General features: G+C 54.6%; 12 protein-coding genes and 2 tRNA genes. 11 read left to right on the forward strand and 3 right to left on the reverse strand.

Annotation, left to right across the window (positions count from 1 at the left end; translation table 11 throughout):
- Positions 1–30 precede the first annotated feature (30 nt).
- From ABNH10_RS07850 to ABNH10_RS07860, 3 genes are all read right to left on the reverse strand, one after another.
- Entirely contained in the window at positions 31–1,641 is a 1,611-nt protein-coding gene (locus ABNH10_RS07850) for an acyl-CoA carboxylase subunit beta (protein ID WP_349385412.1), read from the reverse strand.
- Positions 1,641–2,510 (reverse strand): SDR family oxidoreductase, encoded by an 870-nt coding sequence (locus tag ABNH10_RS07855; RefSeq protein ID WP_349385413.1) that lies wholly within the window; start codon positions 2,508–2,510, stop codon positions 1,641–1,643. The genes ABNH10_RS07850 and ABNH10_RS07855 overlap by 1 nt, the downstream gene beginning before the upstream one ends.
- A gap of 67 nt (positions 2,511–2,577) precedes the next feature.
- Positions 2,578–4,362 carry an acyclic terpene utilization AtuA family protein gene (locus ABNH10_RS07860; protein ID WP_349385414.1) on the reverse strand — a complete coding sequence of 595 codons (1,785 nt, stop codon included), beginning with the start codon at positions 4,360–4,362 and terminating at the stop codon, positions 2,578–2,580.
- 297 nt (positions 4,363–4,659) lie between these two features.
- On the opposite strand from ABNH10_RS07860, the gene ABNH10_RS07865 reads away from it, so the two are divergent.
- From ABNH10_RS07865 to ABNH10_RS07915, 11 genes are all read left to right on the forward strand, one after another.
- Positions 4,660–5,256, forward strand: a complete 597-nt coding sequence (locus tag ABNH10_RS07865) for a TetR/AcrR family transcriptional regulator (RefSeq protein ID WP_349385415.1) — start codon at positions 4,660–4,662, stop codon at positions 5,254–5,256.
- Positions 5,253–5,441: a hypothetical protein gene (locus tag ABNH10_RS07870; RefSeq protein WP_349385416.1), complete on the forward strand. Its 189-nt coding sequence runs from the start codon at positions 5,253–5,255 to the stop codon at positions 5,439–5,441. The genes ABNH10_RS07865 and ABNH10_RS07870 overlap by 4 nt, the downstream gene beginning before the upstream one ends.
- A 221-nt stretch (positions 5,442–5,662) precedes the next feature.
- Positions 5,663–5,738: transfer RNA gene (locus ABNH10_RS07875), tRNA-Val, on the forward strand.
- Between the two features lie 36 nt (positions 5,739–5,774).
- Positions 5,775–5,851: transfer RNA gene (locus tag ABNH10_RS07880), tRNA-Asp, on the forward strand.
- A gap of 625 nt (positions 5,852–6,476) precedes the next feature.
- Complete coding sequence (locus ABNH10_RS07885) at positions 6,477–7,835, forward strand: coiled-coil domain-containing protein (RefSeq protein ID WP_349385417.1); 1,359 nt, start codon at positions 6,477–6,479, stop codon at positions 7,833–7,835.
- 129 nt (positions 7,836–7,964) lie between these two features.
- Complete coding sequence (locus tag ABNH10_RS07890; RefSeq protein ID WP_349385418.1) at positions 7,965–9,038, forward strand: cyclic nucleotide-binding domain-containing protein; 1,074 nt, start codon at positions 7,965–7,967, stop codon at positions 9,036–9,038.
- A 61-nt stretch (positions 9,039–9,099) separates the two neighbouring features.
- Positions 9,100–10,002, forward strand: a complete 903-nt coding sequence (locus tag ABNH10_RS07895) for an NAD(+) kinase (protein WP_349385419.1) — start codon at positions 9,100–9,102, stop codon at positions 10,000–10,002.
- Positions 10,003–10,069: 67 nt separating this feature from the next.
- Positions 10,070–10,342, forward strand: coding sequence for a YeaC family protein (locus tag ABNH10_RS07900; protein ID WP_349385420.1), 273 nt, complete (start codon positions 10,070–10,072; stop codon positions 10,340–10,342).
- Between the two features lie 147 nt (positions 10,343–10,489).
- Positions 10,490–13,129, forward strand: coding sequence for an aminopeptidase N (gene pepN / locus ABNH10_RS07905; protein ID WP_349385421.1), 2,640 nt, complete (start codon positions 10,490–10,492; stop codon positions 13,127–13,129).
- A 219-nt stretch (positions 13,130–13,348) separates the two neighbouring features.
- On the forward strand, positions 13,349–15,349 hold the full coding sequence (locus ABNH10_RS07910; RefSeq protein ID WP_349385422.1) for a DUF1302 domain-containing protein: 2,001 nt from the start codon (positions 13,349–13,351) through the stop codon (positions 15,347–15,349).
- Positions 15,350–15,395: 46 nt separating this feature from the next.
- Positions 15,396–16,802, forward strand: a complete 1,407-nt coding sequence (locus tag ABNH10_RS07915; RefSeq protein ID WP_349385423.1) for a DUF1329 domain-containing protein — start codon at positions 15,396–15,398, stop codon at positions 16,800–16,802.
- Positions 16,803–16,859 lie beyond the last annotated feature (57 nt).

Below are 16,859 nucleotides of genomic sequence, written 5' to 3' on the forward strand. Positions count from 1 at the left end.
TCGGCCGCGGCTCTTGGCTCTCAACTGTTTTTACAGTCTTGCCACACCGAATGAATTCGGGTGGAGCTGGCGCTGTTCGGCGTCGTCACAGATGTCCAGTGCATAAGCCACTACCCGGCGAGTGTCGCGTGGGTCGATAATACCGTCGTCCCAGAGGCGTGCGGTGCCGTATAGGGCAGTGGACTGGCTGTCGAGTTTCTGGGCGGTGCTTTGTTGCAGCATGTCGAGAACTTTCGGGTCGGGCTCAATGCCGTTGGCCCGTTGTTTGCCCTCGGCCACGATGCGCAACACCATGCCGGCTTGTTGGCCGCCCATTACCGCCACTTTGGAATTGGGCCAAGCAAAGATGAAGCGTGGGTCTAGCCCGCGGCCACACATGGCGTAGTTGCCGGCGCCGTAGGAGCCGCCCACCACCACAGAAATTTTTGGTACTCGGGCATTGGCCACCGCTTGCAGCATTTTCGAACCGTTTTTTATGACCCCGTTCTGTTCTGCATCGGTACCAACCATGAAGCCTGTGGTGTTGTGAAGAAACAGTAAGGGCCGGCGAGTTTGGTCGCAAAGTTGGATAAACTGGGCGGCCTTGGCTGCGCCACGGGGCGTAATGGGGCCATTGTTGCCGATAATGCCCACGGGTTTGCCTTCGATGGTGCTCCAACCGCAGACGGTGGCGCTGTCCCATTCGTTTTTGAAATCTAAAAACTGGGATCCATCAACGATGCGGGCGATGATTTCGCGCACGTCGTAGGGTTTCTTGGCATCGCAAGGGACCACACCGAGTAGTTCTTCGGGTGGGAATTTCGGCTCTTCATGTTCGGGAACGTCCGCGGCCGCTCGGCGCCAGCCCAGTAGTTTCACCAGATCACGAGCCTGGCTAATACCGTCTGCATCGGATTGCGCCAGGTACTCGGCGGTGCCGGCAGTACCCGCATGCATTTCTGCGCCACCCAGTTCTTCGTCGGTGGCAATCTCTCCGGTAGCGGCTTTCAGTAGTGGCGGGCCGGCCAGGAACATCTTGGCGCGTTCGCGAACCACTACCACGTAATCAGACAAGCCTGGTTGGTAGGCGCCACCGGCGGTAGCGTTACCATGAACCACGGTGATTTGGGGGATACCCGCGGCGGACAAGCGTGCCTGGTTGGCAAAGGTGCGGGCGCCATCCACGAATACTTCAGCGGCATAATTCAAGTTCGCACCGCCGGACTCAACCAAGCTTACCACCGGCAGTTTGTTCTCCAGAGCGATGCGTTGTAGACGTAGCGTTTTGTGCAAACCAGAGGGGGAAATGGTGCCGCCCTTGATGGCCGAGTTAGATGCCGTGACCAAACACCGCACACCGGACACATAGCCGATACCGGCAATAGTGCCGCCGCCTGCTTCGGTGCCGTCTTTGTCATCGTGCATTTGGTAGCCGGCCAGGTTCATAAGGTTCAAAAACGGAGAGCCGGCATCCAACAGCCGAGAAATACGCTCGTGGGGAAGCAGTTGGCCGCGTTTTTCAAATTTGGCCCGTTTGCTTTCCGCGGTATCGACTACGGCCTGTTCGATGGCGCGGAACTCTTCTATCGCCGCAAGCAGAGCTTCACGGTTTTGGCGGTATTCTTGGCTGTTGGGGTCAATTGCGCTGTCGAGAGTGGCCATTAGAGATCCTTGAAAACGTCCGGGGTGGTGGCGCGGTGGAAACCATCGAACGGTTTGCTTTTGTCGTGGGCGGGCAGTGGGAAGATCGCCACGTTGCCCTGGCTGGCGGCGCCATCAATACGTAAGGTGTCGCCACTGATGAAGGCAGCCGCGTCGCTGAGCAAAAAGCAAATCGCGCCGGAAACTTCCGCTTCATTGCCCATGCGTTGAAGGGGTACGGCGGCGCGCAAGGTCTTAAGCGTTGCCTTGAAGCCTTCAGGGTAGGTGTCCATGCCACTGGACATGATCCAGCCAGGAGCGACTGCATTGACGCGCACACCGCAGCTGCCCCATTCATAGGCGGATGTTTGGGTGAAGTTAACCATGCCGGCGCGGGCGGCGCCGGAGTGGCCCATGCCCGGCATGCCGCCCCACATGTCGGCGACGATATTAACGATGGCACCACCGTTTTTATTCATGCCCTGAAGAAACACTTCCCGGGCCATCAGAAAGCCGCCAGTGAGGTTGGTGCGCACCACGGCTTCCCAGCCTTTTTGGCTGATCATAGCCAGAGGTGAAGGGAATTGGCCCCCGGCGTTGTTGACCAGGCCGTGGACCACCTCTACGGCTTTGTAGACCTCGGCCACGGTGGCTTTGACTGCCTCTTCATCACGGATATCGCAGGAAAACCCCAGCGCTTGTCCGCCGTCTTCGGCAATTTCCGCCGCCACCGCATCGAGTTTTTCCTGCTTGCGACCGATCAGCACGACTCGAGCGCCGAGTGCGGCCAGTTCATGGGCGGTACAGCGGCCAATGCCGGAGCCGCCGCCGGTAACAATGATGTTTTGGCCGGCGAACAGGTTTTCTCTAAAAACAGAACGGTATGACATTATCCAATCCTTGAAATCCTAAAGGCGCTAACCTGCATTGGCTGCAGGCTGCGCGCTACAATCAAAATTACTTGCTCACTGCGTCGGCTATGGTCTGGCTGACGGAGATAGGCATATCCAGTAACTGTTGGGCAAATGCTTTACCCTGCGGATCAATACGCAGTGACGCGATACCCCCCCCGCCCAAGGCATTTTTCAACAGGAAGTTGAAGGCATTCATGCCGGGCATGGACCAGCGATGAACGCTGCCTGTGTCCGGGTCAAGTACGTGTTGCATGTAATGGCCGACCGCCTGTTCGCTGAGGGCGGCGTTCAGATAGGGCAGGTATTCCGCTTTGCGGGCAATCACTCCGATATTGGCGTGATTGCCCTTGTCGCCGCTACGGGCCCAAGCTAATTTGATCAACGGCACGGTGGTGTCGCCGCTAGCGGTACCGTAATCGCTATCCTTTGGTAGGGCGCTGGCGTCAAAGATCTGGCCGGTAGGAATGTCCACGGAATGGGATTTGCCATCCAGATCAATGCTTGCGGTGATCGCATTCTTCTCGACCAAAGTGGAAAACAGACGGATGCGGGGGAACGGCTTGGGGCGACCACCGACCAAGCCGGATAGACCAGGAGCCATGCCGGTGGCTGCTTGGGCTATTTCCCGGGCAAACAGGCCAAGGGCTTTCTTGTCATCGTGCAGAGCGGCAATTTTTACCACCACTTCACGGGTGTCGGCACGCCGGGCGTTGGCACCATAGGTCGTTTCACTGCCGAGTATTTCCACATTGGTGTCGCGGAACGGGGCCATACCCTGTTTTTCAAACAGGCCGGCCACTTTCTTAAGAATGGCATCGGCGACGACCTGGCCTTTTTCTGGAGCATCAATGCCGCCCATTAAAAACGAGGCCGTAATGCGGTTGCCATCGGGGTAGGTGGCGGACACTTTGTAGCTGTCGGTGGGTGGGCGGCCCAAGGCACCAGAGACGCTCACCCGGTGTTCGCCGACCTGCTCCAGTTTTACTTGAGTAAAATCGCAGACCACGTCGGGCAGTAAATAGGCGCGTGGGTCGCCAATTTCGTAAACAATCTGTTCGCCCACGGTGGCGCAGGTGACAAGCCCTCCGGTGTCCGCAGGCTTGGTAATCACAAAGTGCCCATCCTTATGGCACTCGGCCACCGGAAAACCCATGTTGTGGAAGTCAGGGACTTCACGCCAGTCGGTGAAATTGCCACCGGTACATTGCGCGCCACACTCAATCACGTGGCCGGCAAGTGAGCCCTGGGCCAGTTTGTCGTAATCCTCGGCGGACCAGTTGAACTCGTGCATCAGCGGCCCCAGCACGACGGCGGAGTCGGCAATGCGCCCGGTGAGTACAATGTCGGCACCGGCGTCAAGCGCCGCCTTGATGGGCAGAGCGCCCAGGTAGGCGTTCATGGTGACCGTCATGGGGGGCAGGGGAGCACCACTATCCAGTTCGGTGACAGCGGCAAAATCGTTGCGGCGGCTGTTTAGATCATCCCCTTCTACTAGGGCGATTTTCATTTCCACGCCAGCAGCAGCAAAGGCTTTTTCCAAGGCATCACGACAGGCGCGCGGATTTACGCCGCCAGCATTGCTGACAACCTTGATGTTTTTCGCCTTGATGTCTTTGGCTAGGGGGGTCATCACGTTAGTGACAAAGTCATGGGCATAGCCGGCATTGGGATCTTTCATCCGTGCCCCGGCCATGATCGACAGAGTAACCTCGGCGAGATAATCGAACACCAAATAATCCAGTTCGGTCTGGTGGACGAGCTGGAAAGCAGCACTGTTGGTATCGCCCCAGAATCCGGCGGCACAGCCGATGCGAACAGGCTTTGTCATGGTGGCTCCATTTGCGTGTGAATTCATGGTCTCGTAAGCTACCAAGCAAGCGCTTGGTTTGTAAAGGACGAGAAGAGCAGTCGGAGGGGAAAAGTTTAACGGCGAAAAGCGAGGCAAACTCTCCGTAATAATGAAGGAGTGTGGCCGGGCACAAAGAATGAGTCGCGACTCAAGAGATTAAGGCCTGGCAGCCTGCCCAAAGCGCGTTTCAACGTTGAACTTTTCACTTTCTACTAGTCTCGCTTTGCCAGTCCCCGCGTGTACCTGCGGTAATGCGCGCATTAATAGAGGGAAACAATGACTGTATTGCTATCAATTAATGGAATTGATGACTCTCCCCGTGGGCGATTACTTAGTGCAGCGGCGCATTTGTTTCGCGATAAGGGCTTCGATCGCACCACGGTTCGTGATATTGCGGCATCAGTAGGGATTCAAAGTGGCTCCATTTTTCACCACTTTAAAACCAAAGAGGATATCCTCTATGCCGTGATGGAAGAGGTGATCCATTTCAATACCGAGCGCCTGCGTCTAGCGGTGGCGGCACACAGCACGGGCCAGGACCAATTGCGGGCGCTAATTCGCACGGAGCTGCAGTCCAATGTGGGCGATACGGCCGAAGCGATGACCGTAATGGTGACGGAATGGCGTTGCCTCAGTGTGGAGAAGCAGGCGAAGGCATTGAAGTTGCGTGATATCTATGAGCAGTTGTGGCTGGGTGTATTGACCGGTCTCCATGAGAAGGGCGTGTTTAGCGCAGACCCTTTTATTGTGCGCCGCTTGTTAACGGGAATGACGGGTTGGGCGCCGAACTGGTTTGATCCCGAAGGCTCGCTGAGCCTTGATGATCTGGCGGATATCATCCTGGCCCGTGTGCTTGGAGAATCTGTGTCATGATCGGCAATGCGTTCGCCTGGGGAGAAAACGGCTATTCGATCATTGAGGAGGGGGAGCTGAACCGACAGACTTGGGCGCTAGATGTGAAGCATTACTTGATTGCGAAACCCAGCGGAGAGCCATTACCAGGCACGTTCAGCCTGGAAGAGGCCAAAGCGAGGATTGAGTTGCTGGAGGAGGGGTGAGCAGCGCCCAGCTTCAGGGCTCAAGCTACAGCGTGGCTAGACGTTTTCGGTTTTCAGCGGCTTGGTTGCTTGGGGTGGGCAATTTGAGGCCGATCACCTCCGTTTTGTCCAAGTTTTAAACATATCGACCATTTTCTAAGCAAACGATCACTTTTCTACAAAAAGCCGTTGACACCCCCGGCCCAATCCCTAAAATGGCGCCCACTTCGCAGCGCGAACAAGGGTGATTAGCTCAGCTGGGAGAGCATCTGCCTTACAAGCAGAGGGTCGGCGGTTCGATCCCGTCATCACCCACCATATTGTGTAAGTGAAAGAATTCCGTAAGGGATAAGTGGAGCGGTAGTTCAGTTGGTTAGAATACCGGCCTGTCACGCCGGGGGTCGCGGGTTCGAGTCCCGTCCGCTCCGCCACTATTCAGCAAGAAAGGCTCTCCTTCCGGAGGGCCTTTTTTGTATCTGAAGAACACTCCTTGTTCCATGCTATACCTTGGATTGCCCGTTCCTCATTGTTCCCTTTGTTCTCCGTGTTTCTGCCGCGTAAGCGGGCAGCTTCCCTATTTCATGAACTTGTCATCTTTCTTTTGTCTAATCATTTGGGCGACAAATGACATGATATAAAGGAAAAGACAATGGATGATTATTTGGAAGAACGTATGGAAGAAAAGCTTCTGATGGAGAGCTTGGAAGAGTGGCTGGAAGATGATGATTGGGCAGATGACGGCGAGGAATTGTAATCCTGCGCCGTTTTTTTGTGATTGGTTTGTCTGGTTTTTTCCTCTGCTTCTTCTGTTTTCGTTCCTTTTTTGCCGACATGGCCACGGTACTATTTTGCGGTCGCAAGGTATTGTGGTGCGTGGAATGGTCTCCAGGCTTGAATTAGCGCGCTCGCGGCTACGCTTTTTTTTAACTGCCATTCAGGTCACACTCTTTCGATAACGCCTGACTATAATTGGCTGTGCTGTAACGCCGGGTGCCACCCTGTGGGTGTGCTCGTGGCAGACAACAATAAAATAACTTCAAAGGAAGGACCCGCACCATGGCCGCATCCTCTGTTACCTCGGAAGCCATTCTTTTTTTTGATCATCGGGGTATTTCCAAAAGCATGCTCTATGCGGATTTTGAGGCCATTCTCGATGGCATGGTGGGGGTACCGGAATTTGCAGACAAAGAGATGAGAGGGGCCTATTGCTTGGTTAGTGGCCAGTTAAGGGTCCGTTCCTTGGTGTTGTTTACCATTGATTTCGATGAAGACGGCATGGCCGACACCACGTGGAATGTGCCGTTGCGTCATTTGGCGGAGCATGCGGGCCAGGGTCCCGACATGGGGGCAGGGCCGATTCGGCTTGCCTGCCGTAGCCAATGTCCAGTGGCCTGGCACCAGGATCAAATGTGGGATCCGGGCATGAAGCCTGGCGCCAATGATTTTATTGCTATCCGTGATTCCATCCGAGAACGTGGCCCGAAAATGGGTTTGGAAATGGATGATGAGATAGAGGTCACGCCTCCTGTGATTGGGGCGTCTGCGCCGACGATCGCCCCAGAGACAAATGAATCCGCGAAGAAGGCAGATCAGGAACGAGTAAGGCTGGCGCGCATTATCAAGGAGCTGCGCTTGCGGGTACAGACCCTGGAGAACACCCAGTCAGAAGACGCGGCCAAAGTGCGGTACGTGGCCCAGCAGAAAGAAGAAATCCTCAACGCTCAGCTGGAAAAAGTGATGGGTCAGTTTAAGGCGATCAAATCGCAGAACGGCGCATTGCGAGAACAGAACGATTCACTGAAAGGGCAGCTGTTATCGCTTAACCAGAGTTTGGAAGAACAAAGCCGGCGCAGTGAGCACCAGGGCAGTGAAATGGAAGTGCTGACGGAGCAATATAAGCTGGCCTTGGAGCAGCGCTTGGAAGAAGAGCGGGCGAAGATGTCAGAGCAACTGCACGCGCTGGAAATGGATGTGCTAACCCGTGATGATCTTATTGGCCAGCTCCGCGGGGAGATCTCCGAGCAGAAACGAAACAAGGTGAAAGACGCCAACAGCGGAGCACAGAAGACGCTGGAAAAACTTGAAGAACTGGGGTTAAGCTTTATTGCCTTCCACCCCGGTGCCGGGCATATCTCCATTGTCGCAGACCAAGTGGCTAGCTACATGGATAATCCCATAGCCTTTGCGGCGCGCAAGTGTCTGGTCACCGAGGACCATTACCGGGCCTGGCTGGCCCATTATGAAAGCCCGACCTGTCAGGTGCCCGTAGGGGCCGATGACTCCCCCTGTGGCAAGCGGGTGATCCGTGTGGAGGTGCCTAATCAGTTCAAGCCGGGGGTCTCCGATTGCAACGCTAACCGCTGCCCAAACTGCCGCAATGACTCCGCTATCGATAATGTGCTGCGCTTCCGCTAACCAACAACTGTGAACTGGTTCCGTCAATTGCTTGATTGGTAAGGTTTTTGCAGTACTTTCTTCTGACGCAGGGTTTGCCCCGGCACGCTTTTAACCACAGTAACAACAAGAACATGGGGAGCGGTTGTTATGGCACAGGAATCCATCGATAAAAGCCTGTTACAGACATTTGTGCCGGTTAATGCTTTGTCTGGAGATCAGCTGGATTGGCTGCTCGACCAGCAGGAAGTGTGCCGCTATGCGTCAGGTGATGCCCTTTTTTCGCTGGGCGACCAGGACAATACCACCATCTATCTCCTCAGTGGCAAGGTTGAGCTTACCGATGAAGACGGTAATCAACGGACAGTAAGCGCCGGCGATACCGCCTCCTGGCACCCGCTGGAGCATGTGCAACCTCGTCGCAGCACCGCAAGAGCGCTGGGTGAGGTCAGTGTGGTGCGGTTTGACAGCTTTCGGCTTGATACCATCCTGTCCTGGGATCAATCTGCGGGCTACGTTATTCTGGATATTAATGCCAACTCGGCGTATCAGAATGACCGTGAATGGATGATACGGCTGCTTAAGTCCAAGCTTTTTCATCGAGTGCCGCCCAGCAATATTCTGGAAATTTTTAGTCGACTGAAAGCTAATCGCCACAAAGAAGGCGAGGTGATTATCCGCCAGGGCGAAGCAGCGGATTGCTGCTATATCCTTAAAGAAGGTGTGTGTGAAGTGTCTATCAGCATGGGCGAAGGCGAGCCGACTCCGGTGGCCATGTTGGAAGAAGGGCAATGGTTTGGTGAGGAGGCGCTACTGTCGGGTAAGCCCCGTAATGCCACGGTGTCCATGGCGACCGATGGGGTGCTGATGAAGTTGGATCGTCAGGATTTCGATGCCCTGCTGCGCGAGCCGATCATTAAGACCATGCCGGGTAATCAGGTGTTGTCTGCTGCAGAAAGGGGCGCTTGGTGGCTGGATGTGCGTACCAGCGACGAATTTGATCAGGAGCATTTGGTAGGAGCGACCAATATGCCGCTTAACGTTTTGCGCCTTAAATCCCGCCTGCTGGACCCAGGCAAAACCTATATCGCCTACTGTGATACAGGCCGACGTAGCGCCACCGCCGCTTTTCTGTTAAAAAACGCCGGCCTGGATGTGATCGTGTTAGATGGCGGCCTGAATACCAATGCTGCTACCCTAAACGAGTACCTGACTCAGGGGTAGTGCTTGCCGGTTGGTGAAGCTGCCCGCCAGGGCTTCGCATCACCTACGCAGCATTACCTGAATGAGACCCCTCGTGGCGCAAGAGAAATTTCGCAACATCGGTTTGATCGCACGGTCTGAAAGTGAGCAGGCGCTCTATTCATTGCGTCAGCTAATCCATTTTCTGCATGGCCGTGATTGCACTGTTATCCTGGATAAACAGATCATCTCCAGTCTTCCGGAAATGGGCCTGCAGGCCGCCAGTGCTTCGCAAATGGGTGAGGCATGCGATCTGGTGATTGTGGTGGGAGGGGACGGTAGCCTGCTTGGCGCCGCGCGCACTTTGGCTCGCTATAAGGTGCCGGTCTTGGGCGTGAATCGCGGCCATCTTGGCTTTCTCACCGATATTCTGCCTTCCGAAATTGAATCGCGGGTTGGCCAAGTACTGAATGGAGAGTACAGCACGGAAAAGCGCTTCCTGCTGGATCTGGAAGTGCGCAGAGGCAAGACCGTAGTCGGGGAGGGTAGCGCCCTCAACGATATCGTGCTGTTATCCGGTGACAGTGTGCACATGATCGATTTTGAGTTGATGATCGACGGGCATTTTGTCTATGGGCAACGCTCCGATGGCCTGATTATTTCTACGCCCACCGGCTCCACCGCTTATGCGCTGTCCGGCGGTGGGCCAATCATGCATCCGAAGCTGGACGCCATGGTGCTGGTCCCCCTGAACCCCCATACCCTGACCAGCCGCCCGCTGGTGGTGGCGGGGGATAGTGAAATCAAAATCCATATCACCACAGAAAAAGTGCGTCCGCTGGTCAGCTGTGATGGCACGGAGGGGATTCGTTTGCAGGTGGACGATGTGATTGCGATTCGCAAAAAGCCGCATCGGCTACATTTAATTCATCCCCCGGGGCACGATTTCTATCAGGCCTGTCGCTCCAAGCTGGGCTGGAGCTCCCGGCCCGGTGACAGCAATTGAGGGGCGGTTGTTTGTTCGTGTTCCATGAAGCGCGTCGCCGTGCTGCGGCCTTTTAAAGAGTTAAACCATGAATTACCAAAGTTTTGAAGACCTGATCACCTCCATGTCCCAGGAGGCGTGCGACAACATGCGTCGTGCGGTGGAGACCGGTAAATGGGCGGATGGCCGGGTTTTGAGTCGTGAGCAAAAAGAGTTGTGCCTGCAGGCCGTCATCGCCTGGGAAACCCGAAACTTGCCCGAGGAGCAGCGCAGCGGCTATATGCAGCAGGCTTGCAAAAGCGGTGAGGAAAAACCCGAAGAGCAACCGGTAATTCTGCGTGGCCCAGATACTCTGCAGTAGAAGCACGGCTTGGTTTCCGCTGTGCTTGATTGGTTTTGCCTTAGCCGCGTCCCCATAACGACAACACCCCGCCGAAGCGGGGTGTTGTCGTTATGGGGACGCGTTAAACTGCGTCTTTATTGATTCTTCCTGTCAGGAGTTGTTCTCATGGAAACTGGTTATGCAGCCGTCGCTATCACACGCCTTCAGGATTACTGCCCCCCTGCCTATCTGATTGATAGCGTCGCACTAGATGTGGATATTCGCGATGGTGTGACCACGGTAACCAGCAGCCTATCCCTGCGCCGAAACCCTGTGTCTCCTGAGTCCACGGTGATGACCTTCAATGGTGAAGGGCTCACCTTGCGCACTCTGGCGCTGGATGATGTGGTGCTCGATAGTAGCCGCTATCGCTATGAGAACGACCTATTGACCGTACAGGGGCTGCCTGCCACCTGCACGTTAACATCCGTGGTGGATATTGAACCGGAAAACAACACCGCCCTGGAAGGGTTGTACCAGTCTAACGGCATGATCTGCACCCAGTGTGAGGCGGAAGGCTTTCGGCGCATCACCTTTTTTCCGGACCGCCCTGACGTATTGGCCCGCTTTACGACCACGGTACGTGCTGACAAGGCCCGTTATCCGCTGTTGCTCTCTAACGGTAACCCGGTGGCTTGGGGCGACGAAAAGAGCCATGGAGAAGAGGGCGCCCGTCACTGGGTGACCTGGGAAGACCCTTTTCCGAAACCATGCTATCTGTTCGCTTTGGTGGCGGGAGATCTAGCCTGCCTGGAAGATACGTTTGTCACTGTATCGGGCCGTAAGGTGGCTTTACGCCTCTATGCTGAGCATCGTGATCTGGACAAGCTGGACCATGCCATGGCGTCGTTGAAAAATGCCATGCGCTGGGACGAACAAACCTACGGTCGCGAATACGATCTGGATATCTACATGATTGTGGCGGTAAGCCACTTCAATATGGGGGCCATGGAAAATAAGGGCCTTAATATCTTTAACACCTCCTGTGTGCTGGCGCATCCCGCTACGACCACCGACGCCGGGTTCCAACGGGTGGAATCTGTGGTGGCCCATGAGTACTTTCATAACTGGTCTGGAAACCGGGTGACCTGCCGTGACTGGTTTCAATTGAGCCTCAAGGAAGGTTTCACGGTATTTCGTGATCAGGAATTCTCGGCGGACATGCATTCCGCCGCAGTGAAACGCGTTGAGGATGTGGATTTCCTGGTCAACCATCAATTTCCGGAAGACCAAGGCCCCATGGCCCATGCTGTTCGCCCTGAGAAATACCAGAAAATTGACAATTTCTACACCCTAACCATTTATGAAAAAGGCGCAGAAATTGTTCGTATGCAGTATCACCTGCTGGGGGCAGAGAATTTCCGCAAGGCCACGGATCATTATTTCGAGATCAATGATGGCAAGGCGGTAACCTGCGATGATTTCGTGGCCAGCATGGAAGCCGTTTCCGGCTACGATTTGAGCCAGTTTAAACGTTGGTACAGCCAGGCCGGCACGCCGATACTGACGGTTACCGATGAATACCGGGACGGGCAGTATCACCTTAGGTTCCGTCAGCATACGCCCGCCACTCCCGGACAGGAGCAGAAACAGCCCTTGGTTATCCCTATTCGTCTGGCGTTGCTTGATGAGCAGGGCGCTCCCTGTGCATTGGATGCTGGAGGCAACGGTGCGGCTGAGGGGGAGCAGGTGGTTATCATGGACCAGGCTGAGCAAACCGTGTCGTTTAATGTGCCTGCCGGGGTGACACCTTCTCTGCTGCGTGGGTTCTCAGCGCCAGTGGTGCTCGATTATGACTACTCCGTTGATCAATTGGCGCGATTGTTGGCCTACGACAGTGACGGCTATTGCCGTTGGAATGCCGCCCAGCGCCTGTACTTTGCGGCACTGGATCGGTTAGTGACCGAAACTGATGAGGCGGATGCAGAAGCCGCAGCGCTGGTGCCGGTGCTGGAGCAAGTGATTGCCCGCAGTGATGAAGATCCGGCCCAAGCGGCATTGCTGCTTTCATTACCTGGCGAGGTAGCGTTGGGAGACCGCCATAAGCCGTTGAACCCCGCCTCCATTCATCGCGCGCACAGTGCCATGAAGAAAGCGTTAGGAAAGGCGTTGCAGTCGCACTGGCTGTCTCTGTCCGAGAACCTGCTGGCTACGGAACTAAGTATGGATGGGCGGGCGATGGGGCGGCGGCAGTTACGTAATCTGGCGTTGGATTTTTTAGCGGCGGGAGAGCACCCGGAAGCAGGCCGGTTAGCGGTGGAGTTGTTTGAGCTGCCACTGTGTATGAGTGAAGAGCTGGGAGCATTGCGGGCGCTGGTGCACCATGGCTTGCCCGGTGCTGATCAGGCACTGACACAATTCGCGGATCGCTGGCAGGATGAGGCGTTGGTCATGGATCAGTGGTTTGCCGTTCAGGCATCCGTGCCAGGGGCTCACACCGTCGAACAGGTAAGCCGCCTGCTTGAACACCCTGCTTTTGACTGGAAGACACCGAATCGGGTGCGAGCGCTGGTGGGCACGTTCACAAACGGGAACCCTTCGGCGTTTCATGCGGAAAATGGGAGCGGGTATCAACTATTTTCGGCGGCCTTGTCTCGATTGGATGCCATTAATCCGCAGGTTGCGGCCCGCCTGGCCAATGGGGCTGCTCGGTTGCCCGTGTTGGAACCTGGCCGGAAGGCTTTATTGACGGAGCGTCTTGCTGAGGTGAAAAAAACGGCTTCCGGCAACGTTGTTGAGGTGCTTGGGCGGATCCTGGCATCCTGACCTTCTCTCGGGATAAAGGGAAACAAAATATTGGTGACTGTTTAGTCGCCAATAATAGAGTACACAGGGGATTTATTTTTTTTGTTGGTGTGTAAGAATTATGCATTAGCTGGGGCGGTGGTTTGTGTCAGGAAGAATAATGAGCTCTGGAGCAATGGGAACGACTGCTGCCTAGGTAAAAAACAATAAAGCCATGCGCATGGCAATTCGGAGAGCTACATGAATAATAATCACCTGCGTAAAACCAGGCTGGCGATGGCTGTTGCCAGTATCACTGCCCTCACCGGGCTTTCCCTTCCCGCGTCAGCGGTTCAACTGGATTTCGAAAATCCAGACTGGTCTGGGCGACTAGATACCACCTTGTCTGTGGGTGCTTTGTTTCGCACTGAAGGCCAAGATCCGATGCTGGCAGCCACTGAAGACGTTCTGGTTATGGCGGGTAAGGGCTATGGGTCGCAGATCAACAAAAACGATGCTAATAACAACTACGACACCGGCTTGGCCTCCCTTGTGTACAAAATAACCCCTGAACTAGACCTGAGCTGGCAAGGGAAATACGGCATGTTCATTCGTGGTACGGCTTGGTATGACCAAGTAATCATGGATGGCGGCCACGATGGTGGTCAGCTGATTGCCGGTGCTTCTCCATCTCCATCTCCATTTCTTCGTCAAGCGATGTACTCCGATTACGCTAGCAACGGTACCGGCGATGATTTCACTGAAGATGCTGAACGTTACGCCGGGCAGCGGGCTCGCCTGCTGGATGCGTATGTTTGGGGCAATTTTGATTTGTGGGAGCGGCCTCTGAATGTCCGTTTGGGTCAGCAGGTGATCAACTGGGGTGAGGCGCTGTTCATGCAAAATGGCGTAAACACAGCGAATTATTTTGACCTCAACGCCTTACGAATCCCCGGTTCCGAAATCAAAGAAGCGCTGCTTCCTCTCGACAGCTTTTACTTTTCATACGGTTTGACATTCAACTCTACTATCGAAGCTTTCTACCAGTTTGAGTGGAAGAATTCAGAAGATGCACCATCAGGTACCTATTGGTCCACTCACGATGCCTTTCCTGGCAAAGGGGGCGACAACGTGATTGTTGACGGGCGTCTGGTCGCTGCTTCAGTTGCTGCGAACCCGGCTACAGCTCCTTTTGCGGGTGCCGTCTACAATGCATTTTTGACTAACCCTACCGATGATCCTTATTCCTATGAGCCCACTCAAGTCACGGTTGATCGTATGCGTGATGATGAAGCTAAGGACAGTGGCCAGTTTGGTTTGGCGTATCGCTACTTTGCGGAGGGCTTGAACGGAACTGAATTTGCGTTGTACTACACCCGTACTCACTCTCGTTTGCCAATTGTCGGAGCTCGCTTAACCAACATCTATGATGGCGCGCCTAACCCCAATGCCATCCCAGGCATGATTGATGATGCTCAATACCAGATGGTATATACCGAGGATCAGGACATGTTTGGGGGTAGTTTCAATACTAGCTTCGGCAACATGTCACTAGCGGGTGAGCTAGCTTACCGTCCGAACCGCATAATCATAAACGAAGGGGGCGACAACCTGATTTCTGCGCTCGCCTCGACCTCTGTCGGCGCAGCTTTTGGCCAAGCGCCTACAATTGGCGGGTTGACAGATCATTGTGTAAGAGCAGAGGTTGGAGGTAGTTGTCTTGCTGCCGGTGAGCAGGTGAAAGAAGGCCAGATGTACTACATGTACGATGAAGTGGACAGCTACAACGGTTCTCTTGTGAGTATTTTCAACTTCGGCCCCACTTTCGGCGCTGATGGTTTGGTTGGTTTATTGGAGCTAGGCGTTGAGCATATCGATGATCTGGAAAATCCGGACCTTAACTACAACTCCACTGCCATGATTCTCGACGAAGAAGCTATTGCGCTAGGTGACGATCCTTCCGATTACGCTATGGATACCACATCTTGGGGTTACCGCGCGGTGTTGAAAGCGGATTACAGCAACGTTTTCGCTGGTGTTTCCATGAGCCCCAGCATTCGTTTAGCCCATGACGTTGAGGGGAACTCTCCCATTGGCGGCAACTTTATGGAAGACCGTAAGGCGGCGACCTTGGGTGTGAGTTTCCTGTACTTGAACAACCTGGAAGTGGCCATGTCTGCTACCACTTTTTGGGGCGCCAAATATTCCAACAAACTGGCCGACCGGAACAATGCGTCCGTTTCTGTTAAGTACTCTTTCTAATGTGTTCCAGGCCGGGGTGCCGGCCTGTTGTTAACGGAGAGCAATTATGTTGAAGAAACTCACCGCGATGGGCGGTGCTCTGGCTCTGTCTTTGAGTGTGGCGGCCAATGTGCAAGCTGGTGTCTCTAGCCAGGAAGCGGCGAAATTGGGTAAATCCTTGACACCTTTCGGTGCACAGATCAAAGGCAACGGCAAAGCCATTTCAACTGGGCTGGGCATTGCTGATTACACCGGCGGCATCCAGCGAAAAGATATTCCCAAGACCTATACCCGCCCGGGCCAGCATCATCCGGATCCGTACAAGTCTGATAAAGTCGCTTTCACCATCACCAGCCAGAACGTGTCCCAGTATGCGGACAAAGTGCCGGACGGCGTGCAGGCGATGCTGAAGACCTATCCGGATACGTTCAAAATGAACATCTATCCAAGCCGCCGTTCCACCTCAGCGCCACAATGGGTGTACGACAACACCAAGAGCAACGCCAGCAAGGCGAAGCTGGGTGAAACCGGTGTGGATAACGCTTTCGGTGGCATCCCGTTTCCGATACTGAATGGTAATAATGAGCAAAAAGCCAAGCAGGCGATATGGAACCATATCCTGCGCTGGCGTGGCCTGTACGTAGTTCGCCGTGCTTCGGAAGTAGCGGTACAGCGTAGCGGTGCTTACTCGCTGATTACCTCTCAGCAAGAAGTGTACTTCCGTTACTATGACCCGAAGTACAATTTTGAAAGTTTGGACAATATCATCTTCTATTACCTGTCCTTCACCAAGGCGCCGGCCCGTCTGGCCGGTGGTGCCGTATTGGTACACGAAATGCTGGACCAGAAACAAGTGCCACGCCAGGCTTGGGGTTATAACGCTGGCCAGCGTCGCGTTCGTCGTGCGCCTAACCTGGCCTATGATACCCCGATTGCTGCAGCGGATGGCCTGCGTACTGCGGATGACACCGATATGTATAACGGTGCACCGGACAAGTACAACTGGACACTGGTCAGCGACAAGCCGGTGGAAATGTTCATCCCGTATAACAACTACAAACTGGATGATCCGGATGTGAAATATGAGACCTTGCTGCAAAAGGGTCATGTGAATTCGGATTACCAGCGCTGGGAACTGCATCGCGTCTGGGTTGTGGAGGCCAACCTGAAAGAGGGTGAGCGACATATCTACGCGAAACGTCGTTTCTACATTGATGCAGACTCTTGGCAAATCGCTGCTATCGACCAGTACGACCGCCGTGGTGAGTTGTGGCGGGTCAGCTTGGCCTACATCAAGAATTACTACGAAGTGCCGAGCCAGTGGACTGCACTGGATACGTTCCACGATCTGCGCGCCCAGCGTTACCATGTGCAGTTCTTGGACAACGAAGAGTCCTCTATCCTGGATTATAGCCAGCCAGTACCCGGCGATCGTTATTTCCATCCAGCAGCGCTACGCCGACGGGGCCGTTAATTATAAAAAAATGCCGGTTCAATGAGGCCGGCAAAGCAAGGCGACCGGGATGCTCAT

The sequence above is a fragment of the Alcanivorax sp. genome (assembly GCF_040119285.1).
In the GTDB taxonomy this organism is placed as follows: domain Bacteria; phylum Pseudomonadota; class Gammaproteobacteria; order Pseudomonadales; family Alcanivoracaceae; genus Alcanivorax.

Bases quoted from the DNA above. Each gene is read 5' to 3' on its own strand.
- ABNH10_RS07850 (WP_349385412.1), bottom strand. From the start codon at position 1,641: ATGGCCACTCTCGACAGCGCAATTGACCCCAACAGCCAAGAATACCGC.
- ABNH10_RS07855 (WP_349385413.1), bottom strand. From the start codon at position 2,510: ATGTCATACCGTTCTGTTTTTAGAGAAAACCTGTTCGCCGGCCAAAAC.
- ABNH10_RS07860 (WP_349385414.1), bottom strand. From the start codon at position 4,362: ATGACAAAGCCTGTTCGCATCGGCTGTGCCGCCGGATTCTGGGGCGAT.
- ABNH10_RS07865 (WP_349385415.1), top strand. From the start codon at position 4,660: ATGACTGTATTGCTATCAATTAATGGAATTGATGACTCTCCCCGTGGG.
- ABNH10_RS07870 (WP_349385416.1), top strand. From the start codon at position 5,253: ATGATCGGCAATGCGTTCGCCTGGGGAGAAAACGGCTATTCGATCATT.
- ABNH10_RS07885 (WP_349385417.1), top strand. From the start codon at position 6,477: ATGGCCGCATCCTCTGTTACCTCGGAAGCCATTCTTTTTTTTGATCAT.
- ABNH10_RS07890 (WP_349385418.1), top strand. From the start codon at position 7,965: ATGGCACAGGAATCCATCGATAAAAGCCTGTTACAGACATTTGTGCCG.
- ABNH10_RS07895 (WP_349385419.1), top strand. From the start codon at position 9,100: ATGAGACCCCTCGTGGCGCAAGAGAAATTTCGCAACATCGGTTTGATC.
- ABNH10_RS07900 (WP_349385420.1), top strand. From the start codon at position 10,070: ATGAATTACCAAAGTTTTGAAGACCTGATCACCTCCATGTCCCAGGAG.
- pepN (WP_349385421.1), top strand. From the start codon at position 10,490: ATGGAAACTGGTTATGCAGCCGTCGCTATCACACGCCTTCAGGATTAC.
- ABNH10_RS07910 (WP_349385422.1), top strand. From the start codon at position 13,349: ATGAATAATAATCACCTGCGTAAAACCAGGCTGGCGATGGCTGTTGCC.
- ABNH10_RS07915 (WP_349385423.1), top strand. From the start codon at position 15,396: ATGTTGAAGAAACTCACCGCGATGGGCGGTGCTCTGGCTCTGTCTTTG.